Source organism: Microlunatus sp. M237 (genome assembly GCF_056896895.1).
This window is the reverse complement of record NZ_JBXHBL010000004.1, coordinates 265,429-286,829: the sequence shown is the minus strand read 5'-3', so window position 1 is coordinate 286,829 and position 21,401 is coordinate 265,429. Positions and strand designations below refer to the sequence as shown.

Below are 21,401 nucleotides of genomic sequence, written 5' to 3'. Positions count from 1 at the left end.
CCCGACCTGACAGTCCCACCCCGGAAAGACACGCCATGACTGAGTCCACCTTGCCAGCCACGTCCACCTTGCCAGCCACGTCCACCCTCGACGCAGTCCTGTGGGACTTCGATGGCACCCTCGCCGACACCGAACCCCTGTGGCTGGCCGCCGAGTACGAGCTGGCGCACAGCCTCGGTGCAGGCTGGAGCGACGACCACGCCGAGCACCTGGTCGGGAACTCCCTGATCGACTCCGCCACCTACATCCTGAAGGCTCTTGACCGACAAGACCTGGATCCGGAATGGGTCGTCCAGGAGCTGCTGCGCCGGGTCGTGACGCAGCTGCGGACCAGCGCCATCCCGTGGCGTCCCGGGGCGCGGGAGCTGCTGGCCGCGCTCGGCGAGGCGGGAGTCCCGTGCGCCTTGGTGTCGGCGTCCTATCGGGTGATGCTGGACGCCGCCTTGTCGCAGCTGCCGCCCGACAGCTTCGCCGCGTCCGTCGCGGGCGACGAGGTCGTCCACGGGAAACCGCATCCGGAGCCGTACGAGAAGGCCTGTGAACTGCTCGGGGTGGAGGCACCCAACTGCGTGGTGCTGGAGGACTCGCGGCCCGGTGCCGCCTCGGGCAACGCCGCCGGGGCGCTCGTCGTCGCCATCGAGAACCTGGTACGGATTCCGCCGGCGCCGCGCCGGGTGCACGTCGCCTCGATGACCGAGCTGGACCCCGACGTCGTCCGTCGGCTGATCGAGGGATAGCCGAGGCTAGCCGGCGGTGAGCACCGACCGGAGGACCTCGGCCACCTCGGCGATGTCGGAGTCAGGCAGCGGCTGCGGGTTGAGTGCGACGGTCCGGTCGTCGAGCACCAGCACGGCCAGCCGGGGATCGTGCGCCCAGAGTGTGCGCTCCAGCGCGTACGCGTCCGAGCCGGGGCTGAGCTCCACCAGGAGCCGGGAGTGCGGCTGACCCGCCTCACTGGGATATCCCGCCCGGACCGCCACGGTGGCTACGTCGGCGAGGGCGGCGACCCAGCCGGCCACAATCTGCTCATAGCGGGCCAGCAGGGCCGGCTCGTCGGCGGCCAGCGCCACCTCCACGGCGGCCACGCAGCCGGCCAGCTCCTCCTTGCCGACCTTCATCGACCGACCGATCCCCTGCGCCGGGGAGGCGTGGGCCCTGGCCCCGCGGATGACCGCGGACCGGCCCAGCAGCAGGCCGGTGGTCTGGGGGCCGCGCAAGCCCTTGCCACCGCTGAGGATGACGGCGTCGGCCCCGAGGTCGCGGGTGTAGTGCCACAGTGTCGCCACCGGCGGGATCTGCGCGGCGGCGTCGACGACGACGGGCACCCCCCGGCGATGGGCGATCTCGACGATCTCCGAGATCTCCAGGCCGGGGGCGGGCCGCTGCGTACCGGCGAACCACAGCACCGCGCAGGTCCGCTCCGTCAGCGCGGCGGCGAAGGCGGCGGCGTCCGGCTCCGCCTCGACGATCCCAGCGCCGGTGAGCCGGACCGCATAGTCGTAGGGGTTGCGCTGGCCGCGGAGCATCACGACCTCGGTCCGGGTCATCCCGGCGAGGGACGGGAACACCTCGAGGTCGGCCGGGTCCGGGCCGGTCAGCAGACTGGCGATCACCAGGGTGATCGCGGCGCTCGCCCCCGCGGTGACACACGCAGCCTCATTGCCGGTCAGCCGGGCCAACCGCTCACCGGCGGCGTCCATCGCGGCCGGCAGGTCGACGTAGGCCTGTGCGGCCACGGTCATGGCGTGCACCGCCTCCGGCGCCAGAATCGATCCGCCGAGGCGGGTCAACGTCGCCGCGGCATTGAGGATGCGGCCGCTGTGGCCAGACGCCGGGGCCGGCCCGGGCTCCACCGGAGCCGGCAGGTCCGCCGCAGTCACCGAGATATCCGGTCAGACACGGCGGGTCGCCTCCTCCAACAGCTCCAGCAGGTGGCGGTAGTCCTGACCTGTTGCGCGGGCCATGCCGAGCTCACAGGTCCGGTTGACCGAGGCGTACGCGTCGAACGAGCGGCCGCTCAGCTCGGCCGCCTCCTCGCGGGTGGCCGAGGCGGTCAGCTCCGGGTGCAGCAGGCCGCGGTCGCCGGCGAAGGCGCAGCAGCCCCAGCTGGTGGGGATGTGCACGTCGTCGGCGATGGCGTGTGCCACCGCCTCCAGCTGGGCGTTGATACCGAGCTCGGTTGACGAACACGTCGGGTGCACGGCCAGCGAACCGAGCCGCGACGTCACGGTCAGCCGGCTCAGGACGTGGTCGTGGACGAAGGTGACGGCGTCCAGGATCTGCAGGTCGCTGGTCAGCTGCCCGGACCCACGCGCCAGCTCACGCATGGTCTGGAGGCCCTCGGTGCAGCTGCTGGCGTCGACCACGATGGGCAATCGGCCCCCGTCGGTGGCTTCGAGGATCGCGGGCAGGACGGTCTTGGCCATGTCGTCATAGCCCTGCTGATAGCCCTTCGACTTCCACGGCGTGCCGCAGCACAACCCGCCGATGTCGTCAGGTACCGAGACCGCGACGCCGGCCCGCTCGCACAGGGCCACGAAGGCCGCCGTAACGCCGGTGCCGCCCGCCGCCGCACCGAACATCGACCCGATGCAGGCAGGGAAGAACACCGCCACCGGGTTCGCGACGTGGACCGGCCGCCGCTTGCGTCCGCCCCGCGGCAGGTCGGAGCCGTACTGCGGGACGGTGTCGGTGCCGAGCACCGCCCGACCCGCGGTGGTGACCCCGCGGACCAGCGGCGCCGGCATCGCGTCGGCGACGGTGAGGGCGGTCCCACTCAGCGTCAGCACCGAACTCCAGTGCTTGGACGCCTGCCCCCAGAGCCGCTGCTCGACCGGATTCGATCCCTCGAGTCGTAGCCGGCGGACCAGGTCGCCGGTGTTGATGTTGACCGGGCACGCCCCCGCGCACATCCCGTCCACCGCGCAGGTCTCGACCCCGTCGTATTCGTACTGGTCCCGCAGCTCCGCCAGCAGCGCGACATCTCCGGCCTCCTCGGCTCTGGCCATCTCGCGGCGGGCGACGATCCGCTGGCGGGGGGTCATGGTGATGTCGCGGGACGGGCAGGTGGGCTCGCAGTAGCCACACTCGACGCAGCGATCCACCTCCGCCTCCACGATGGGAGAGATCTTCAGGTCGCGGAGATAGGAGTCCGGGTCGTCTGACAGCACAGCGCCCGGGTTCAGCATCCCCTGCGGGTCGCACAGCTGCTTGATGTCGCGCATCACCGCGAACAGCTCGTCGCCGTACTGCCGACGGACGAACGGCGCCATGATCCTCCCCGTGCCGTGCTCGGCCTTGAGGGTGCCGCCGTGGCCCAGTACGAGCGTGACCATGTCCTCGGTGAAGCGCTGGTAGCGCTCGATCTTGGCCGGCTGGTCGAAGCTCTCGTTGACGAGGAAGTGGATGTTGCCGTCCTTGGCGTGACCGAAGATCACACTGCTCTCGTAGCCGTGCTCGTCGAAGAGGGCGGTGAGGTCGGTGCAGGTGTCGAGCAGTCGGGGAACCGGAACGGCGATGTCTTCCAGCAGTGCAGTCGTGCCGGCCGGTCGCGCCTCGGCGACGGCGGTGTAGAGCCCTTTGCGGATGTGCCAGAGGTTCGCGCGGATCTGCGGGTCGGTGGTGAACGACACCGGTGCCGCCACCGGCAGCTCGCGCAGCACGCGGGCTCCCCGCTCGAGGCAGTCGGCGAGCTCGGCGGCATCCGCGGCCTGGAACTCGACCAACAGGGCGGCATGCTCCCTCACGTGCAGCCCGGCCACCTCCGCGGTGATCTGCCGCTGGGTCTGTGCCACCCGCAGCGAGGTGGCGTCAAGCAGTTCGATCGTCGCCAGCCCGAGCTCGACCAGGGCGGGGAGCGCACCGGTGGCGTCGGCCATGGTGGGGAAGATCGCCAGCGCGGTCGCCACCTGGGGTAGGACGGGGGTGGTGCGGAACACCGCCTCGGCCACGAAGCCCAGGGTGCCCTCGCTGCCGACCATCAAGTGGGACAGCATGTCCACCGGTCGGTCGAAGTCGAGCAGCGCGTTGACGCCGTAGCCCATGGTGTTCTTCATGGCGAACAGGCGCCGGATCCGCTCAGTGGAGTCCGCGTCGTCCGCCACTCGGCGCCGCAGCCGGTCGAGGCCTTCGTAGAGAGCAGGTTCGATGGAGCGCAGGCGCTGGTCGGCGTCGGTCGCCGCGGTGTCGATCCGGGTTCCGCTGGGCAGCACGAAGACCATCGAGTCCAGCGTCTGGTAGGTGTTCAGCCGGGTGCCGCAGGACATGCCGCTGGAGTTGTTGGCCACGACACCGCCGACCGTGGCCGCGATCTCGCTGGCCGGGTCCGGACCGAGCTTGCGGCGGTGCCTGGCGAGCCTGGCGTTCACCTGCCGGATCGTCGCTCCCGGCTGCGCCCGCACCCGGGAGCCACCGTCGAGGACGTCGATCGAACGGAAGTGCTTTCGGGTGTCCACCAACAGATCGTCGGAGAGGCCCTGACCGCTCAGGCTGGTGCCACCGGAACGGAAGGTGATCCGGCGCCCGCTGTCTCGGCCCAGCCGGAAGAGCTGCACCACCTCGTCGACCGACGCCGGGGTGGCGATTCCCTGCGGCACCTTGAGGTAGTGGGATGCGTCATGAGCGCCGGCCAGCCGGTCCAGTGCCCTGGTGCTGATCTGGCAGCCGGTCTCGACTGCCGTCCTGGCGTTCATGGCGCATCCTCTCGGTTCAGCGAACGAGGTCAGAAACGGCCGCTACGGACCGGCCAGAGCGTATCGACCGCGCCCTCCGCTGGAGAAGCCGGATGCCCGCTGCTCGCCCACCAGGCATCTGTTCGCGCAGATGTGACAGGTCTTTGATGGTCTCAGTAGAGGACGACGCCTGCTGGATAGCGGTCGGCGGGGGCGATCGGGTCCGGGACCAGGGTCATCGGGTCATCGCCGGCCGCCACGGCGTCGCGCAGGCTGCTCGATCCCCACAGCCGGTCGATGGCGTACCCCCGTTCGGGGGCGTCCACCCGTTCGCCGGGCGCGGAGAAGCTGAACTCGTCCGGATACAGGCCGGCGAAGGTGCTGATCATCGCCACGGCGCAGCTCACGGGCTCAAACGTCGCCCGGTCGCTCACGTGCAGCTGAACGCCCGGGATGATCTGGTTGGCGTACTTGTGGAAGGTCGGGGTGAACCACGCCTCCCGAAACAGAGCACCAGGGATCTCGAGGTCACGCAGGGACCGCAGCAGCCGCTCGTCGACGAACGGTGCCCCGATCAGCTCGAACGGCTTAGTGGTGCCCCGTCCCTCACTGACGTTGGTTCCCTCAAACAGACCTGTGCCGCTGAACGCGAAAGCGGAGTCGACGGTCGGCATGTTCGGCGACGGCGCCACCCAGGGCAGACCCGTCTCGCCGAAGTCGGTGTCCCGGGTCCAGTTCGTCATCTGCACCACCTCGAGCTCGACCTCGCGGCCCACGATCGACGGCAGGAACTGCCGGTTGAACAGTCTGGCGAGCTCCCCGACGGTGAGGCCGTGCCGTTGCGGAATGTCGACGCGACCGACGAAGCTGGCGACGCTCTCATCAAGGCCCGGGCCACTGCTGGTCATCCCACCCAGCGGGTTGGGCCTGTCGAGTACGACGAAGCGCCGGCCCGTCCGCGCCGCACTGAGCATGGCGTCGTACATCGTCCAGATGTAGGTGTAGTACCGCACGCCGATGTCTTGCATGTCGAAGATCAGCGTGTCGACCCGCGAGCTGAGGATGAGCTCGTCCAACTCCTGCGGCGAGGCCAGGTAGGTCTCATACAGAGGGAGACCGGTGCTCGCATCGGACCGTTCGTTCTCCGTCTCCCCCGCCTGGACGCTGCCGCGCATGCCGTGCTCGGGCCCGAACAGCGCCCGCACATTGAGCCCGGACTCCAGCAGGACGTCGACGTTACGGTGCAGTGATGGCGTCGTCCCGGTGAAGTTGGTCAGCAGGCCGAATCGACCAGGCCCGATGAGGTCTGGGTTCTCGGCGAGAATCGAGACCCCGGGTACTACGTGCTGCGCCATGCTGGTCGCGCTCCTGTTCGTTGATGACCCGCGCCATGTCAATATTTTTTTCGATCCTAGTTGTGGATGTAACTTAGTGTCGCACCGAGAAGGAAGAGGTACGTTTCTTGAACGACGCACGAGCGTACGAGCCAGGGCCGCGGCAGGACAACGCTGTGACCATGGCGGTCGACCTCGGCAAGTCGTCCTGCCGGGTGGCGCTGATGACCTCCACGGAGGTGCTGTTCCTGGGCCGCAGCCCGGGCGCGCCTGGTCTGGCCGCCGGCGATGGCGAGGAGCTCGCCCTGGCTGCGATCCGTGCTGCGCTCCGCGGAGCACCGACGGACCTCCTGGGCGGCGTGATCGGGGTCGGCGTCGGCGCCGCGGGCGCCGACGCGGAACCGACCCGCGCTCAGGCATTGGCGGAGGCACTGGCCGGCGATCATGACGCCCCTGCCGTCGTCATCTCGGATGTGCTCACCGGCCATATCGGAGCCCTGCAAGGCGGTCCCGGAACCACTCTGGTCGCCGGCACCGGATCCGTCGCCTTCTCCCTGGACGCCCTGGGTCGGCTGTCCCGTGCCGACGGCTGGGGCATGTGGCTCGGCGACGACGGCAGCGGACGGTGGCTCGGCCAGCAAGGGCTGACAGCAGCACTGCGGGCCTACGACGGGCGGGGTGCGGCGACGACGCTCCACGACGCCGCGGCCGAGCTCGTCGGCGGCCACCTCCCCCGGCTGCCCAGCTTCGTGTACGGCCAGGGCGAGCCGTCGCGTACGCTCGCCGCCTTCGCCCCGACCGTCCTGCGTGAGGCCGAGGCCGGTGACCGGGTGGCGAGGTCGATCATGACCGAGGCAGTGGCCCTGCTGACCCGCACCGCCACCACGGTGGCCGTCGCGTCCGAGCCAGTCTGCGTCACCGGTGGCCTGATGGGTCATCATGGGTTCGCGACGGCGCTGACCGCCTCCCTCACCTCGGCCGGCCTCAATGTTCGTCCTCCCCACGCCGACGCCCTCACCGGCGCAGCCATCCTGGCGTCGCGTACCGACCTTCCCCATGAGAGGCATGCCATCCGTGTCCTACCGCAACGCTGACATCTCCCCCAGCTCCGATCGTGCTGATCTGCGCGCCCAGCTCGGCGGCCTTGCCACCGAGGCGGTGGACCCGGCCGGAGCGGCGGTGGACTCGCTGCCCACGCACGACCTCGTGCTCGCGATGAACACCGCAGACGCGACGGTCCCCGCCGCAGTGCGCCAGATCGCCGATCGGATCGCCGATGCGGTCGACGACATCGCCGCCCGGCTGGGCCGAGGTGGCCGGCTGATCTACGTCGGTGCAGGAACGCCCGGACGACTCGGCGTCCTCGACGCCAGCGAGTGCCCGCCCACCTTCGGCACCGACCCGTCGATGGTGCGGGGGGTCGTGGCCGGTGGCGAGAAGGCCATCCGCAACGCAGTCGAAGGGGCGGAGGATGACGAGGAGGCGGGCCGGCACGACCTCGAAGCCTTGGGCCTGGTCGAGGCGGATGTGGTCGTCGGCGTCTCGGCCTCGGGACGTACGCCCTACGTCGCCGGCGCCTTGGACTACGCGAACACGCAGCAGGCGCTGACCGTGGCGCTGGTGTCCAACGCCGGATCGAGGATCGCAGACCTGGCCGACCACAAGCTGGAGGTGGTGGTCGGGCCGGAGTTCATCGCCGGGTCGACGCGGCTCAAGGCAGGCACGGCGCAGAAGCTGGTGCTCAACATGCTGTCGACCTTGAGCATGATCAAGCTCGGCAAGACGTACGGGAACATCATGGTCGACGTACAGGTGACGAACGAGAAGCTCCTCGCCCGCGCAGAGCGGATCGTGATGCAGGTGGCCGGAGTGTCGGCCGAGGAGGCGTCATCGGCCTTGGTGGCGGCCGATGGCTCGGTGAAGGTCGCGCTGTTCACGCTTCTCTCCGACGTCGAGCCGGATTCGGCCCGGGAGCTGCTGGCCCAGCACGGCGGTCACCTCCGTGCCGCCCTGGCCGACTCGCAGCCCCGCGGGCGGCTCTGAGCCGGGCCGACGGGGCGGTCCTTTCTCGCCGACGGGGCGTGTCAGGCTGGGACCGTGCAGCCGGACGCGGACCCGCCCGTCGCGGGATGCCCGAAGAAGATGGTCTTCGGGCCGTGCGGCGGCGTCCGCCCGGACGGCGGCTGCGAGATGGTCCCGGCTCCGTGTGTCTTTCCCACCCTGCCCGACTCCGGCCCGGCTCCCTTGAACCGCTCGGTGGACGTCCAGGCGCCGCTGGTGCTGACCGATCTCAGCGCTCCCCCGGCCGACGCCGCCACCCTGACGGCCACCGCCCGGATCCTGGCCGGCAGCTGCGACGCCGCACTGCTCGGCGACCATCAGGACCGCGCCGACTTCCCGCCGACGATGCTGGCCCGGCTGCTGGCCGAGGTGGACGTCCGACCGTGGGTGACGCTCGCCTGCCGCGACCGTAACCGGGTGGTGTTGGAGCAGGAGCTGCGAGGCCTGCACCACGACGGGCTGGCCACTGTGCTGTGCGTGACCGGCGACGGACGCGCCTTCGACATCCGCCCCGACGTGACCCAGGTGTTCGATCTCGACGGGCCCCGGCTTGCGTCCCTCGCCTCGTCGCTTGGCCTGCCGGTGGCAGTTCCCGAGACCCCGACCGCGCCGCCGCTGCACCTGCGGCCGGCCCGGCTGGTGCAGAAGCAGCGCGCCGGCGCGGGAGCGGCTGTGCTGAACCATGTCCGGACCCCGGCTCAGGTGGCGGCGTTCATGGCGGCTGCGCAGGCCGCCGGGCTGAGCATCCCGGTCGTGGCCTCCGTCGCGGTCTACACCGACGTCCGCTCGGCCGCCGTGCTCACCGCCCTGCCGGGGCTGGAGCTCGATACCGTGACCGTCGACCGGGTGCTGCAGGCACCCGACGCGGTGGAAGCGGGGATCGCGGCGGCGGTCGCGGAGGCGCGGGCGCTGCTGGCTATCGACGGGGTGGTCGGGGTGAACCTGTCCGGGATGGCCTCCGCCCGGGGTACGGCGTACGCCGCGGGGGTACAGGCCGAGACGGGACGACGTATTCAGGAGGAGTGGCGCCGATGAGCGAGGCGATGCAGGCGGAGTTCGACACGGTCGCGGCCTGGACGGCCGACGCCGCCGTTGAGCTCGGCCCCGAGCACTTCCTGCCCGCGGGGTGTCGGGGCAGCGGCAGTCCGGCCGCGCTGCGGTGGTTCGTCGACCGGCTCGGTATCACCCGTACCGATCGGATGCTCGACTGCGGAGCCGGGGTGGGTGGGCCGGCCGCCTTCGCCAACGACGAGACCGGGGTACGCCCGATTCTGAGCGAACCTGAGGTGGGCGCCTGCCGCGCGGCGCGACGGCTGTTCGGCCTGCCCGTGGTCCAGGCGGCCAGCGACCTGCCCTTCGCCACCGGGTCCTTTGACGTGGGCTGGAGTCTCGGCGTGCTCTGCACGGTGCCGGATCAGCCGCGGCTGCTGGCCGAGCTGCGCCGGGTGCTGGCTCCGCAAGGACGGCTGGGCCTGCTGGTGTACGTCGCCCAGCAGGAGCTGTCGGACTCCCCGGATGGCAACAACTTCCCCACCGAGGCGGGGCTGCGGACCATGCTCGATGACGCCGGACTGCGGATCGTCGACAGCGCCACCACCGCCGACTACACCGAGCCGCCCCCGCTCTGGCAGGACCGGGCCGACGCCGTGGACGCATTGCTCGAGCGCCGGCACGGGGATGACCCGGCGTGGCAGACCGCGGAGCGACAGTCGGCGACCATCGGCAGATTGCTGGCCGGTGGTGAGCTGGCCGGCACCATGATCATCACGCTTCCGGCACACTGACCAGGTGATCAGACCTCGCGCTGTCCTCGCCGGCGGTTCCGGCTTCCTCGGCCGTCGCCTCGCCGACGACCTGACGGAGCGGGGCTACCAGCTGGCGTACGTCGGCCGGACCGGCCCGGATGCCCGCTGGGGCGAGGCTGACCGTATCCAGGCACTCGTCGACGGCGCCGACCTGGTGATCAACTTGGCGGGCAAGAGCGTTGGCTGTCGCTACACCGACCGCAACCGCGATGAGATCTATCGATCGAGGATCGACACCACCGCCGAGCTGCACGCCGCCGTCCGAGCCGCCGCCAATCCGCCGCGGCTATGGATGAACGCCAGCACCGCGACCATCTATCGGCATGCGATGGACCGGCCACAGACCGAAGCCGACGGCGAGCTCGGCGAAGGCTTCTCGGTCGACGTCGCCCGCAACTGGGAGCGGGTGTTCTTCGACGGCGAGCTGCCGACCACCCGGCGGGTCGCGCTGCGAATGGCCATCGTCCTCGGGAACGGTCCGGCACTGACCATGCTGGCTCGGGCCGCGCGGTTCGGCTTGGGTGGCCCGCAGCACGACGGCTGGTGGTTCCGGCACGACCGCTACCGCGGCATCGGGCCGGATCCGAGCCCGTCCGCCGGCGCCGGTCACGGCCGGACTCGCGGGGAGCAGAAGTTCAGCTGGATCCATCTTGAGGACCTGGTCGCGGCTGTGACGTTCCTCGACCGGCACGACGACCTCGTCGGCCCCGTCAACCTGGCCTCACCCGGCACCTCCACCAACCGCCGGCTGATGGCTGCCCTGCGCACAGCCGTGCACGCACCGGTCGGGCTGCCGGCATACCGGTGGATGCTGGAGCCGGGGATGTTCGTGCTGCGGCAGGAGTCGGAGCTGGTGCTGAAGAGCCGCTGGGCGGTGCCGGACAAGCTCGCGTCCGCCGGGTTCGCGTTTCGCTGGGACGATCTGGATGCGGCGGTTCGCGACCTCCTCTGAGCTGTCGCCGGATTGGCGCCGATAGGCTGACGGGCATGGGCAAGATCATGCGATTAGTGCTGGGTGACCGCCGCGATCCCCGCAGTGTCTTGGACGAGATCTTCGGCACCCGGACCGATGCGGGCAGTCCCCCACCCCAGGCGCGTGCGTGGGCGGGCGACGTTCTCCGCGCCGCGGGCGTGGACCCGGCGGCGTCGCCTCTGAAAGCGATCAAGGTGCTGCGCGAGGCGGAACCGCGGCTGGAGCTTCGGCCCGCCCAGTATCTCGTGCATCACCTCTGAGCTCCGAGAGACGCCTGGATGACGCCGTTCAAGGCTATAAGCATCCGGTGGTCTGCACCCGATGAGTTCTGCTCCGGGCAGCTGTCTCTCTCGCAGGTGCCCAGCTCGGGCCCGTCGCGAAGGGAGAACCCGCATGTCGACCCAGTCCGCCACCGAAACACCCACGGTCGTCCACCGACCGGCGCAGCCGTACGCAGCCATCCGGCGCGAGGTCGCCATGGCCGACCTGGCCCAGGCCATGCCGCCGCTCAACGATGCCGTCGAGGCTTGGCTGTCCGCTCGAGACGTACGCCCGAGCGGTGCGCCGTTCTGGCGCTATCTGGTGATCAACATGGAGACCGCCTTGGTCCTGGAGGTCGGCAGCCCGACCGCTGAGCTGGCTGTCGCCGACGGCGAGGTGATCACCGGCACACTGCCGGCCGGCCGGTACGTCGAGCTACGGCACACCGGTCATCCGGACACGCTGCTGCAGGTGACCGGAGATCTGTTGGCATGGGCGGAGCAGCAGGGCCTGACTTTCGACTACACCGACACCCCGCAGGGGGAGGAGTGGGGGTGCCGACTGGAGATCTACGAGACCGACCCCGCGGACGAACCGGACCTCAACCGGTGGGTCACGATCTTGGCCTTCCGCCTCGCCGACGACTCCCGCTAGCCCCGACGACCTTCGGAGCGACGCGCCTGAGGTCGTCGTCGACGTCGTCCGACGGGTGCTGACGGCGGACCCGTAGGGGATGCTGGTGCGGTGGAGATCATCGCGGAGGTGTGGCGGCGGGCGCTGTCTGTGCAACCTGTACCCGAGCCCAAGACCGTGGCCCTGATTGCGCTGGTCGCGCTGGCTGTCGTCGTCCTGCCGATGGTGTGGCCACTGACCCGGCTGCTGGTGACGATCACCCACGAGGGCGCCCACGCCGTCGCGGCGGTGCTGGTCGGGCGGCGCCTGCAGGGCATCCGGCTGCACTCCGACACCTCGGGACTCACCGTCTCCCGGGGCCGCCCGTCCGGGCCCGGCATGGTGGCCATGCTCGCCGCGGGCTATCTCGGACCTGCGCTGGTGGGTCTTGGCGCCGCGCTGCTGCTGGTCGCCGGACGCAGCCTCGGCCTGCTCTGGCTGCTGCTGGTGGTGCTGGCGCTGATGCTGTTGCAGATCCGCAACTTCTACGGGCTGGCGGTGGTGCTGATCTGCGGCGCGGCGGTGTTCTACGTCAGCTGGTATCTCTCCCCTACCGCCCAGTCGACGGTGGCGTACCTGATCACCTGGATTCTCCTGCTCGCCGCGCCCAAGCCGGTGCTGGAGCTGATCGGCGAGCGCCGCCGCGGCCGTGGTGGGCAGTCCGATGCCGACCAGCTGGCTCGCCTCACCCGAATCCCCGGAGCGGTGTGGACCGCACTGTTCCTGGTGGCCAACCTCGCCGGTCTCGGGGTCGGCGCAGCGCTGCTGTTGCCCGGCCTGACCGAGCTCGCCGCCACCACTGTCAGCCGCTTCGCCGGCTGAGGTCGCGGCACCGCGGCTACGCGCCGCCAGGCCAGCAAGGGGCGACAGAAACAACTTCGAACAGCACCGGGCTCCCGTCCAGCTGGACGGGAGCCCGGTGCGATGGTGCGGAGATCAGCGGTGAATGCCGATTCCGGTGTTGCGCTGCGCAACGATGACCAGCTCGTCCCGCATGGCGGGGGTGGCGGCGTTGGCGATAGCGCGGTTGAGTTCGTGACGGGCGCGGCGAGTCTCACGGCGGCTCCGGACTACCTTCGCGAGGCGTGACATGGCAGAACGTTCCTTCTTTGGGTCGGCGGCTTCGGAATCGAAACCTTTGATTTCGAACTAATCGTACAACGCTTCGCCGCCGCTCAACATTCCCGAACGATCCGGCTACCGGTGCGGCAATTCCACCGGCAGCCGGCCGGCCGGTCGATGCGTCGGGTCGGTCAGCGCCAGCGCCAGTCCGGCCGCGCTGACGGCGCTGTCGCCGTACGTCAGCAGGACAGTGCGGTCGGGCCCGACCAGCGACGCGTCGTACGGCGCACCGGCGGCGACCAGCACCGCATCCGGCAGCAGGCGCAGCAGCCCGAGTGCCCGTTCCGCCTCAGCAGGATGGCGGCGCAGATCCTTGCCGACCACGAGCACCGCCGCCTCCGGCGGAACGTCAGCCGGTGGCAGGTCGACCAGAACGTCACGGTCGCCCGCCAGCAGCACCGAGGCCAGCCGCACCACGAACGGACTCTGGCCGAACAGCACCACCGGGCGCCCGGGCTCCAGCGAGAAGGTGGGACCGAGCACGGTCACCGCCCGCGCCGCCAGCTCGACGCCGCGGGCCTGGGCAGCCCCCACCTCGACCAGGTCGCCCACCGTCGTCAGCTCCCCCGCCAGCGCAGTCAGCAGACCGAGGCGCTGCTTCAGCTGCAAGACCCGGAGACAGGCCTGATCCACCCGCTCGAGTGGCACCCGACCGTCCTCGACAGCGCGCAGCAGCGCGGCGTGGGCCGCGGCGACGTCCACCGGCATCAGCAGCTGGTCGACACCGGCCAACAGCGCGGCCACTGCGGCCTCGGCAGGGTCTCGCCCCTGCAGCGCCCCAGCCATCTCCAGCGCATCCGAGACCACCAGTCCGCCGAAGCCCAGCTCGTCGCGCAACAGGGTGGTCAGCACCGCCGTCGAGTAGGTCGCCGGCCGGTCGTCGCACCACGGCATCACCAGGTGACCCGACATCACCGCATCGACCCCGGCGTCAATGGCGACCTGAAACGTGGGCAGGTCGCTGCGCCGCCAGGACGCCTCGTCGCGCTCCAGGCTGGGCAGCCCGTGGTGCGAGTCGGTGGCGGTGTCGCCGTGGCCGGGGAAGTGCTTGACGGTGGACGCGACCCGCCCGGAGGCATAACCGGCGATGGCGGCCCGGATGCAGTCCGACACGCGATCGGGATCGCTGCCGAACGAGCGGACACCGATCACCGGGTTGTCGGGGTTGGTATTGACGTCTGCCACCGGCGCGAAGACCTGATGGATGCCCACGGCGCGCAGTTCGGTCGCCACCACCGCGGCCGCCCGCTCGATCGCAGCGAGATCGTCCAGCGCGGCCATCGCCATGGCCGAGGGGAACTGGCTGAACCCCCGCCGCAGCCGGGCGACCGGTCCGCCCTCCTGGTCCACCGAGACCAGCAGCGGGTACGCGGCTGCGGCCTGCAGAGCCGCGAGCGTCTCGGCCACCTCCTCGGGCAGGTTGCCGTCGGGCCTGCCGGCGAAGTAGCAGACGCCGCCGAGCCGCAGGGTGGCGATCTCCTCGGCCACCCGCTCCCGGTCGCGAAGCAGCGCCGCCCGGTGCTCGCGGTCGGTCAGCGTACGTCCGTTGCCGGCATCGATCTGGGCACCGGAATGGTGTCCGACGGAGGTGCAGAGGAGCTGCCCGAGCTTCTCCGCCAGGGTCAGCGAGTCGAGCATGATGGCGGCCGTGGTCACGCGTGTCACCGTACTCGCGGCTGGGCGCCCTTCTCACCGACCCACCAGGCCCTAGGCTCAGGCGCGTGTCCGCTGACCTCTCCGTCTCGATCGACCGGCTGCTCGACTCCGGTCTGGCCGGCTCGCCGCCCACCTTCCCGGGTGCGGTGGTGGCGCTCGACCTGCCATCGGGGTCGGGCCGGACCACCGTGACCCGCTGGGCCGGCCAGGCCCGGCGCTACGCGGACGCCGACGGCACCCTGCTGCCCGCCGACGAGCAGGTGCCCACGGCAGCCGACACCTTGTATGACCTCGCCTCACTGACCAAGCTGTTCACCGCGACCGTGGTGACCCGGCTGGCCGCCGACGGCGTGCTTGATCTGGACGACCCGGTCACGCAGCACCTTGAGGGTTACACCGGGGCCGACAAGGCGATGGTGACGGTCCGCGAGCTGCTCACCCACAGCTCAGGCCTGCCGGCCGAGATCGCCATCTGGCGCGACCAGGCGCCAGCCGACCGCCGCAACGCCGTGCTGCACTGCCCGCTGGAGGCAGCACCGGGGTCGCGTTTTCGTTATTCCTGCGTCGGCTACATCACTTTGGGCCTGCTGGCGGAGCGGCTGACCGGGGAGTCGCTGGACGTCCTGGTCGACCGCCTGGTGACCGCGCCCTTGGGCCTGTCGAACACCGGTTATCGCCCCCGCGGCTGGGCCGACCGCGCCCGGATCGCGGCCACCGAGGTACGCCCGGTGTGGTGGTCAGACCAGATGGACGCCGACGACCTCGACTCCCGCGGCGTGGTGCACGACGAGAATGCCGCCTCGCTGAGCGGCATCTCCGGCAACGCCGGGCTGTTTGGCACGGCCGCCGACGTCGTCACCCTGGGCCGCGCCTTCCTCGACCCGCATCACTCGCCGCTGCCGGCGGAGGTGGTCGCCGCCATGCTGCAGCCCCAGCTTCCCGACGGACTGAACCCCGACTATCAGGCGGGGCTCGGCTTCCGGATCGACGACGCGTCGTTCATGGGCGCCCTGGCCGGGACGGACACGGCGTACGGACACACCGGGTTCACCGGTACGTCGCTGGTGGTCGATCTCGCCCGCGACGCCGTCGTGGTGGCGTTGACCAACCGGGTGCACCCGAGTCGCGCCTGGTCCCAGCTGAGCGACTTCCGTCGTTCGGTGGCCGAACTGGTGCAGGGTTAGGCCGCTCGCCCGTACCGGGGGGTGCTGATCACCAAGCCGGCCCGCTCGAGCTCGGCCTCGATCCGCAGGCGTTCGATGTCGCGCTCCATCCCGCCGGTGTCCGCGGCCAGCTCATGCGGCACGCTCAGCATCGTGCAGGCCTGGATCAACACCCGGTCGTACGCCAGCCGGTTTCCGGTGTGATGGGCGGCGGAGCGGGCGGCGTCGGCGGAGATCAACCGGCGCAGCCGGCGGAGATCAGCGGCCACCTGCTCCAGCGGTACGCCACGCTGGTCCCGCAACGCCCGCACCTGACGCCGGTGCTCGGCGTTCTCCGCGTACGCCTGCCGATAGCGCCCGATGGCCTTGTCCCAGCGACCGGTGACGAGGTCGAAGGCGACCACGCACAAGATGGGGACGCCGATGATCAGCACCACGGCGATCAGGCCGCGGACCACCTCGCCGATGTCCACCATGAACAAACCCTAAGGCTGCCTCTCAGGGTCCACAAGGCGGTTTGAAAGACGCGGTGATCCTCGTGACCAAAGGTTTCTATGAGGTTGCGGAGCTCCCGTAGACCGTGACGTGAACGTGATCGTAATGGTTGGCCGAGGCCGACCCACGGTCCGGCATCGAGCGCCAGCCCTCGGAGCTGCGCTGCACGGTCCAGATCTGCTGGGCGTAGAGCACCTCGCTGACGCCGAGCTTCGCGGCGTTGGCACGTACCCAGCGGGCGATCTCCCAGCCCAGGGCCGAGTCCGACACCATCGCGTCCAGCGCCCGACCTGACGGGTGCTCGGGGAGCGAGTCGGCACGGACGCCGCCGAAGGATGTGACCCCGGGGAACTGCGCGCAGATCGCGCGGTGCACGCGGATGGCATCCGAGGTCAACCCGGACTCCACCGATGAGCCGGACGGACAGGTGCCGTTCGCCAGTCCCTTCGGCGCCGCCTTCTTGGTGGCGAGGTATTGCGCCCGGACCCAGCCGCGCCGGCCGTCGTGGACCACCTGGCGCCACTCGTCGTCGGTGTTGGCGGTGACCGAGACCTTGTCCCCGCTGTCCAGGACCGTCAGCAAGGCGGCCGACGCGCTGGCGTCTTTTCGGAGGTTGAGGTCCACGGTGGCGTAGCGAGTGCCGACGACCTTGGCCTTGGCGAGCTCGGCAGCCTTCTTCTTCTTCTTGGCGGTGTCCGCAGCGGCCTTCTTCTCCGCCGCCTTCCGCTCGGCTGCCTTCCGCTCGGCTGCCTTCCGCTCGGCTGCCTTCCGCTCGGCCGCCTTCTGATCCGCAGCCTTCTGGTCGGCAGCCTTCTTGTCCGCAGCCTTCTTCGCCGCAGCCTGCTTGTCCGCAGCCTTCTTCGCCGCGGCCTGCTTGGCCGAGGCATCGAGCGAGGCCCGGGCGGTGCCACGGTTGGCGCGCTCGGCGGCTGCGGCCCGATCGGCGGCGGAGGGGGTCGACACCGCGGGAGAGACGATCGACGACGGCGCCGGCTCGGCCGCGATGATGTCGGGCTGCGCCCAGGCGACCACCGCCCCCGTCGCGAGCAGGGCCGCCGTTGCGGTCGGAACTCCGACACGGATTGCTCGCGACCTCCAAGAAGGCCTCAGCGCCCGTCGGGGCTGGGGTCGAGACACCGTTACACATCCTCACGCTTCGAGACCGAATCGTTATCTGCGGTGGAGTCTAAGCAGGGATTTCCCCTATCGACGAATCGAGCGCCCTAGATTGTGGATATGACGACGTACGACGCGATCGTGGTGGGCGCCGGCCAGGCCGGACCGGGAGTAGCCGCCGCTTTGGCGGGCGAGGGCAAGAAGGTGGCTCTGATCGAGATGGACAGGGTCGGCGGCACCTGCCTCAACCACGGCTGTCGGCCGACCAAAGCGCTCCGAGCCAGCGCGGTGATGGCGCACCAGGCCAGGCGCGCCGGTGACTACGGAATCGGGACCGGCGAGGTCACCGTCGACTTCGGGGCGGTGATGGCACGGATGCACACCATGATCGACGCGATGCGTGGCAGCCTGACCGACTGGCTGTCCGGCAACGACAACCTTGAGTTCCTGCACGGGACCGCCGAGCTCGTCACCTCGGCGGACGGTCTGCACCAGGTGCACCTGGCCGGCGAGACCCTGGAGTCGACCCAGATCTATCTCGACCTCGGTGCACGGGCTCTGGTCCCGCCGATCGACGGGCTCGACACGGTCGACTACCTGACCGAGGTCGAGCTGCTCGCGCTGGAGGAGCTGCCCGAGCATCTGATCGTGGTCGGCGGTGGCTACATCGGGTTGGAGTTCGGCCAGATGTTTCGCCGGTTCGGGTCCGAGGTGACGCTGGTGGCCGGCGGTGGAGTCGCACCGCGCGAGGACGACGACGTCTCGCAGATCCTCACCGACCTGCTCATCGACGAAGGAGTACGCGTCGTCGCCGCCCGGACGGAGTCAGTAGCACCCGACGGCGACGCGATCGTCGTCACGCTGAGCGACGGCAGCACGGTCACCGGCAGCCACCTGCTGGTCGCCACCGGGCGGGTCTCCAACCTCGATCTGATCGGCGACCGGCACGGGCTGGACGCCGACGACCGCGGGTTCGTCACGATCGACGGGCGGTTCGCCACCTCCGTACCCGGGGTGTGGGCCCTCGGTGACGTCAACGGGCACGGCGCCTTCACCCACACCGCCTACCAGGACAGCCAGATCCTGCTCCAGCCCGACCGCACCGTTGAGGGCAGGGTCAGCACCTACGCCGTGTTCACCGACCCGCCGCTGGGTCGGGTCGGGATGACCAGCCGCGAAGCTCGGGAGTCGGGCCGGCGGGTGCTCAAGGCCGAGGTGGCGATGGACCGGGTCAGCCGCGCGGTCCTGGACAGCGAGACGACCGGTCTCCTCCGGATCCTCGTCGACGCCGACACCGAGGAGTTCCTCGGCGCGACCTTCCTCGGCATGCACGCCGATGACCTGGTTCAGATCATCGGCGTCGCGATGCAGTCAGGCATCCGCTATCCCGCAGTGCGCGATGCCCTGCCCATCCACCCAACGGTCGCCGAGTTCATCCCCTCGATCCTGGGCTCGCTCCAGCCTCTCGACTGACGACCCGTTGGTGGTGCACAGCGTGATCGCCTTCGTCTTCAACACGGTGATCGTTGCCCTGCTGGTGTCAGCGCTGCTGACCATCCCCAGCTGACGTCGCAGCCGCCCGCGGGCTGCGGCGGTAGTCCGACACGTACCGGTCGTCGGTCAGCCAGAACCGCCACGCCACGTCGGCGGCGATGGACACCCCGACGCGTGGTCCCCGGCTGACGGGCCCCACCGATCCGGTCGGCGGCTCCAGCCAGACGTCGTCCGGGCCCGGCTGCCACGACGGGTCGCCCCGCAGCGCAGCCAGCACGTCGGCCCCGCGATGGCGTCCGTCGAGGCCGAGTGCCTGGGTCAGCCGACCGGGGCCGCGAGCCAGGTCGCGGTCCCGAGCGCGGCCCCGCCGTTGCCGGGCCACCTCGATCCCCTGCACCACCTCACCGGAGCGCAGCAGAACGCCCGCGGCGGTGCCGTCCGGCCCGCAGACGACGTTGGCCGCCCAGTGCATCCCGTAGCTGAAATAGACGTACAGCCGACCGGGCGGGCCGAACATCACCGCAGTGCGGTCGGTCGGCCCGCGGAAGGCGTGCGACGCGGGATCGGAGTCCCCGCCGTACGCCTCCACCTCGGTGATCCGGACCGCCACCGGGCCGGCGCAAAGGAAGGCACCCAACAGCCGGGGCGCGACGTCGGTGACCGACCCGGCGAAGTCCGCAGCTCTCAGACCGTGACCCACTGCTTCTCGGCATCCGAGCGCAGCATGGCGTCGCAGATCGCGGCGGCCCGCGCCCCGTCGGCGAAGGTCGGCAGACCCTCGGGCACCTCACCCGAGCCGTTCTGCGCGTCGATCGCCGCGTAGGTGTCAGCGACGAACCCCTCGAAGCACTGGGCGTACCCCTGGGCATGGCCGGCCGGCAGGCTGGACAGTCGGCGCTGCTCCGACGATCCGTGATTCGGATCGCGGACCAGCACGGTGGCACCGCCCTCGGACCCGACCCACAGCTGCTCGGGCAGCTCCTGATCGAAGACCGCACTCTGCTGCGCGCCGTCGACCTCGAGCCACAGCCGGTTCTTGCGGCCGGCGCTCAGCTGGCTGATCACGGCCGAGCCGGCGATGCCGCCGTCGGTCTGGAACAGGATCAGCGCGCTGTCCTCCGTGGTCACGTCGACCAGCGGCGCGTCGCTCTGCACGGCACTGAACGCCTTGGCGGTCGACGCCGGCCGCTGCGGGATCGTGATCGACGTGGTGGACACCAGCTCGGTGATCCGCTGACCGGTGACCCACTCCGCCAGGTCGCACCAGTGCGAGCCGATGTCACCGAACGCCCGAGACGGCCCACCGGCGGCGGGGTCGACCCGCCAGCTGGTGGCCAGCGGGTTCAGCAGCCAGTCCTGCAGATAGGTGCCGTGGATCAGGTTCACGGCACCGAACTCATCGCTGCCGACCCGGGCGCGCATCTCCCGCGCCATCGGGTGGAACCGGTACGCGAACGGCATCGTGTTGACCACGCCGGTCCGCTCCGCGACCGCAGCCGCGTGCTGCGCATCGGCCAGGCTGACGCCCAGCGGCTTCTCGCAGATGACGTGCTTGCCGGCCTCCATCAGCTGGATCGCGTAGGGCACGTGCGAGGCGTTCGGCGTGCAGATGTGGACCACGTCCACGTCCGAGGCCGCAACCTCGTCGATGTCGGTGAACGCACGTTCCACCCGCCATGACGAAGCCACCTCCTGTGACCGCTCGGGGGTGGAGGCCATGACCCCGACCACCTCTGCCCCACCCAGCACCGCGGCGCGTCGGTGGACCTCGCCGATCATGCCGGCGCCAAGAATTGCTACTCGTCGATGAGTTGTGTCTGCCATGGTGCACAGCGTAGGGGGTCTGGATCGACTTATCCTGACCGCGTGACCACTCACAGCCGCCCCGTCCGCGGTCGCCAGACGCTCGTCTTCGACGCGGACGACACCCTGTGGGAGAACAACCGCTACTTCAACCAGGTGATCGAGGACTTCGTCACCTGGCTCGCCCATCCCACCCTCGACCGCGCGGCGATCCGGGTCGTGCTGAACGACATCGAGCGGGTCAACGTCCACACCACCGGCTATGGCACTGCCGCGTTCTTGGACAACCTGGCCGAGTGCTTCGAGCGGCTGCACGCCCGACCGGTGACCGCCGAGCATCGAGGAGAGATCCTGGCGCTGGCGCGGGCACTGACCCACGCCGAGGTCGAGCTGATGCCCGGCGTCGCCGACGTGCTGGACGAGCTCGGTGAGAGGCACGACCTGCTGCTGCTGACCAAGGGATCGGCCGACGAGCAGCAGCGCAAAATCGACGCCTCGGGTTTGGCCGACCGCTTCCAGGCGGTGCACGTGGTGGCCGAGAAGAACCCCGACACGTATCGGTGGCTCACCGCGCACCACCTGCTGACCCCGGCCAGCACGTGGATGATCGGGAACTCACCACGCTCCGACGTCGTCGCCGCCCGGCATGCCGGGCTGAGGGCGGTCTTCATCCCGCACCCGGCCACCTGGGAGCTCGAGCACGCCGAGGTCGACCACACCGACGACCAGGTCCTGGTGCTCGACGCCTTCACCGAGCTGCCGCGTCACTTCTGACG

Annotated in this window: 20 protein-coding genes; 12 read left to right on the top strand and 8 right to left on the bottom strand. The window is 70.4% G+C overall.

Features of this window, described 5'->3' with window-relative positions:
- The first annotated feature begins 35 nt into the window (after positions 1 to 35).
- Complete coding sequence (locus AC1XX3_RS17180) at positions 36 to 737, top strand: HAD family hydrolase (RefSeq protein WP_483322394.1); 702 nt, start codon at positions 36 to 38, stop codon at positions 735 to 737.
- 6 nt (positions 738 to 743) lie between these two features.
- Here the strand turns inward: AC1XX3_RS17180 and AC1XX3_RS17175 are convergent, their stop codons facing one another.
- The 3 genes from AC1XX3_RS17175 to AC1XX3_RS17165 form a co-directional block, all read right to left on the bottom strand.
- Positions 744 to 1,880 carry an aminotransferase class V-fold PLP-dependent enzyme gene (locus AC1XX3_RS17175; RefSeq protein WP_483322393.1) on the bottom strand — a complete coding sequence of 379 codons (1,137 nt, stop codon included), beginning with the start codon at positions 1,878 to 1,880 and terminating at the stop codon, positions 744 to 746.
- A 12-nt stretch (positions 1,881 to 1,892) separates the two neighbouring features.
- Entirely contained in the window at positions 1,893 to 4,691 is a 2,799-nt protein-coding gene (locus AC1XX3_RS17170; RefSeq protein WP_483322392.1) for an FAD-binding and (Fe-S)-binding domain-containing protein, read from the bottom strand.
- A 152-nt stretch (positions 4,692 to 4,843) separates the two neighbouring features.
- A complete protein-coding gene (locus tag AC1XX3_RS17165; protein WP_483322391.1) occupies positions 4,844 to 6,025 on the bottom strand; it encodes an exo-beta-N-acetylmuramidase NamZ family protein in 1,182 nt (393 codons plus the stop codon).
- A 107-nt stretch (positions 6,026 to 6,132) separates the two neighbouring features.
- Between AC1XX3_RS17165 and AC1XX3_RS17160 the strand changes: the two genes are divergently transcribed.
- The 8 genes from AC1XX3_RS17160 (at position 6,133) to AC1XX3_RS17125 (ending at position 12,598) form a co-directional block, all read left to right on the top strand.
- The gene (locus AC1XX3_RS17160; protein WP_483322390.1) at positions 6,133 to 7,098 is read left to right on the top strand and encodes an N-acetylglucosamine kinase; all 966 of its coding nucleotides are present in this window, start codon (positions 6,133 to 6,135) and stop codon (positions 7,096 to 7,098) included.
- Positions 7,070 to 8,047, top strand: a complete 978-nt coding sequence (gene murQ, locus AC1XX3_RS17155) for an N-acetylmuramic acid 6-phosphate etherase (protein ID WP_483322389.1) — start codon at positions 7,070 to 7,072, stop codon at positions 8,045 to 8,047. The genes AC1XX3_RS17160 and murQ overlap by 29 nt, the downstream gene beginning before the upstream one ends.
- A 54-nt stretch (positions 8,048 to 8,101) precedes the next feature.
- Positions 8,102 to 9,100 (top strand): methylenetetrahydrofolate reductase C-terminal domain-containing protein, encoded by a 999-nt coding sequence (locus AC1XX3_RS17150; RefSeq protein ID WP_483322388.1) that lies wholly within the window; start codon positions 8,102 to 8,104, stop codon positions 9,098 to 9,100.
- Positions 9,097 to 9,849: a class I SAM-dependent methyltransferase gene (locus tag AC1XX3_RS17145; RefSeq protein WP_483322387.1), complete on the top strand. Its 753-nt coding sequence runs from the start codon at positions 9,097 to 9,099 to the stop codon at positions 9,847 to 9,849. Before AC1XX3_RS17150 ends, AC1XX3_RS17145 begins: the two co-directional genes overlap by 4 nt.
- Positions 9,850 to 9,853: 4 nt before the next feature.
- A complete protein-coding gene (locus AC1XX3_RS17140) occupies positions 9,854 to 10,822 on the top strand; it encodes an epimerase (RefSeq protein WP_483322386.1) in 969 nt (322 codons plus the stop codon).
- Between the two features lie 35 nt (positions 10,823 to 10,857).
- The gene (locus AC1XX3_RS17135) at positions 10,858 to 11,103 is read left to right on the top strand and encodes a hypothetical protein (RefSeq protein WP_483322385.1); all 246 of its coding nucleotides are present in this window, start codon (positions 10,858 to 10,860) and stop codon (positions 11,101 to 11,103) included.
- A gap of 133 nt (positions 11,104 to 11,236) precedes the next feature.
- A complete protein-coding gene (locus AC1XX3_RS17130) occupies positions 11,237 to 11,758 on the top strand; it encodes a GyrI-like domain-containing protein (protein WP_483322384.1) in 522 nt (173 codons plus the stop codon).
- Between the two features lie 90 nt (positions 11,759 to 11,848).
- Positions 11,849 to 12,598, top strand: coding sequence for a M50 family metallopeptidase (locus AC1XX3_RS17125; RefSeq protein WP_483322383.1), 750 nt, complete (start codon positions 11,849 to 11,851; stop codon positions 12,596 to 12,598).
- 375 nt (positions 12,599 to 12,973) lie between these two features.
- Here the strand turns inward: AC1XX3_RS17125 and AC1XX3_RS17120 are convergent, their stop codons facing one another.
- Positions 12,974 to 14,554 (bottom strand): glycoside hydrolase family 3 protein, encoded by a 1,581-nt coding sequence (locus AC1XX3_RS17120; protein ID WP_483322382.1) that lies wholly within the window; start codon positions 14,552 to 14,554, stop codon positions 12,974 to 12,976.
- Between the two features lie 65 nt (positions 14,555 to 14,619).
- Between AC1XX3_RS17120 and AC1XX3_RS17115 the strand changes: the two genes are divergently transcribed.
- The gene (locus AC1XX3_RS17115) at positions 14,620 to 15,738 is read left to right on the top strand and encodes a serine hydrolase domain-containing protein (RefSeq protein WP_483322381.1); all 1,119 of its coding nucleotides are present in this window, start codon (positions 14,620 to 14,622) and stop codon (positions 15,736 to 15,738) included.
- On the opposite strand, the gene AC1XX3_RS17110 is transcribed toward AC1XX3_RS17115, so the two are convergent.
- Together AC1XX3_RS17110 and AC1XX3_RS17105 are read right to left on the bottom strand one after the other, a co-directional pair.
- Entirely contained in the window at positions 15,735 to 16,193 is a 459-nt protein-coding gene (locus tag AC1XX3_RS17110; protein WP_483322380.1) for a hypothetical protein, read from the bottom strand. The genes AC1XX3_RS17115 and AC1XX3_RS17110 overlap by 4 nt on opposite strands.
- A gap of 76 nt (positions 16,194 to 16,269) precedes the next feature.
- Positions 16,270 to 17,244 carry an SH3 domain-containing protein gene (locus AC1XX3_RS17105; protein ID WP_483322379.1) on the bottom strand — a complete coding sequence of 325 codons (975 nt, stop codon included), beginning with the start codon at positions 17,242 to 17,244 and terminating at the stop codon, positions 16,270 to 16,272.
- A gap of 204 nt (positions 17,245 to 17,448) precedes the next feature.
- Here AC1XX3_RS17105 and AC1XX3_RS17100 point away from each other — a divergent pair, with 204 nt between their 5' ends.
- Positions 17,449 to 18,801, top strand: coding sequence for an FAD-dependent oxidoreductase (locus tag AC1XX3_RS17100; RefSeq protein WP_483322378.1), 1,353 nt, complete (start codon positions 17,449 to 17,451; stop codon positions 18,799 to 18,801).
- Positions 18,802 to 18,868: 67 nt separating this feature from the next.
- Here AC1XX3_RS17100 and AC1XX3_RS17095 read toward each other — a convergent pair whose 3' ends face one another.
- Positions 18,869 to 19,522, bottom strand: a complete 654-nt coding sequence (locus AC1XX3_RS17095; protein WP_483322377.1) for a DNA-3-methyladenine glycosylase — start codon at positions 19,520 to 19,522, stop codon at positions 18,869 to 18,871.
- Positions 19,507 to 20,646, bottom strand: a complete 1,140-nt coding sequence (locus tag AC1XX3_RS17090; protein WP_483322376.1) for a Gfo/Idh/MocA family protein — start codon at positions 20,644 to 20,646, stop codon at positions 19,507 to 19,509. Before AC1XX3_RS17090 ends, AC1XX3_RS17095 begins: the two co-directional genes overlap by 16 nt.
- 42 nt (positions 20,647 to 20,688) lie before the next feature.
- Here AC1XX3_RS17090 and AC1XX3_RS17085 point away from each other — a divergent pair, with 42 nt between their 5' ends.
- Positions 20,689 to 21,399, top strand: a complete 711-nt coding sequence (locus AC1XX3_RS17085) for an HAD family hydrolase (protein ID WP_483322375.1) — start codon at positions 20,689 to 20,691, stop codon at positions 21,397 to 21,399.
- The last annotated feature ends 2 nt before the right edge of the window (positions 21,400 to 21,401 follow it).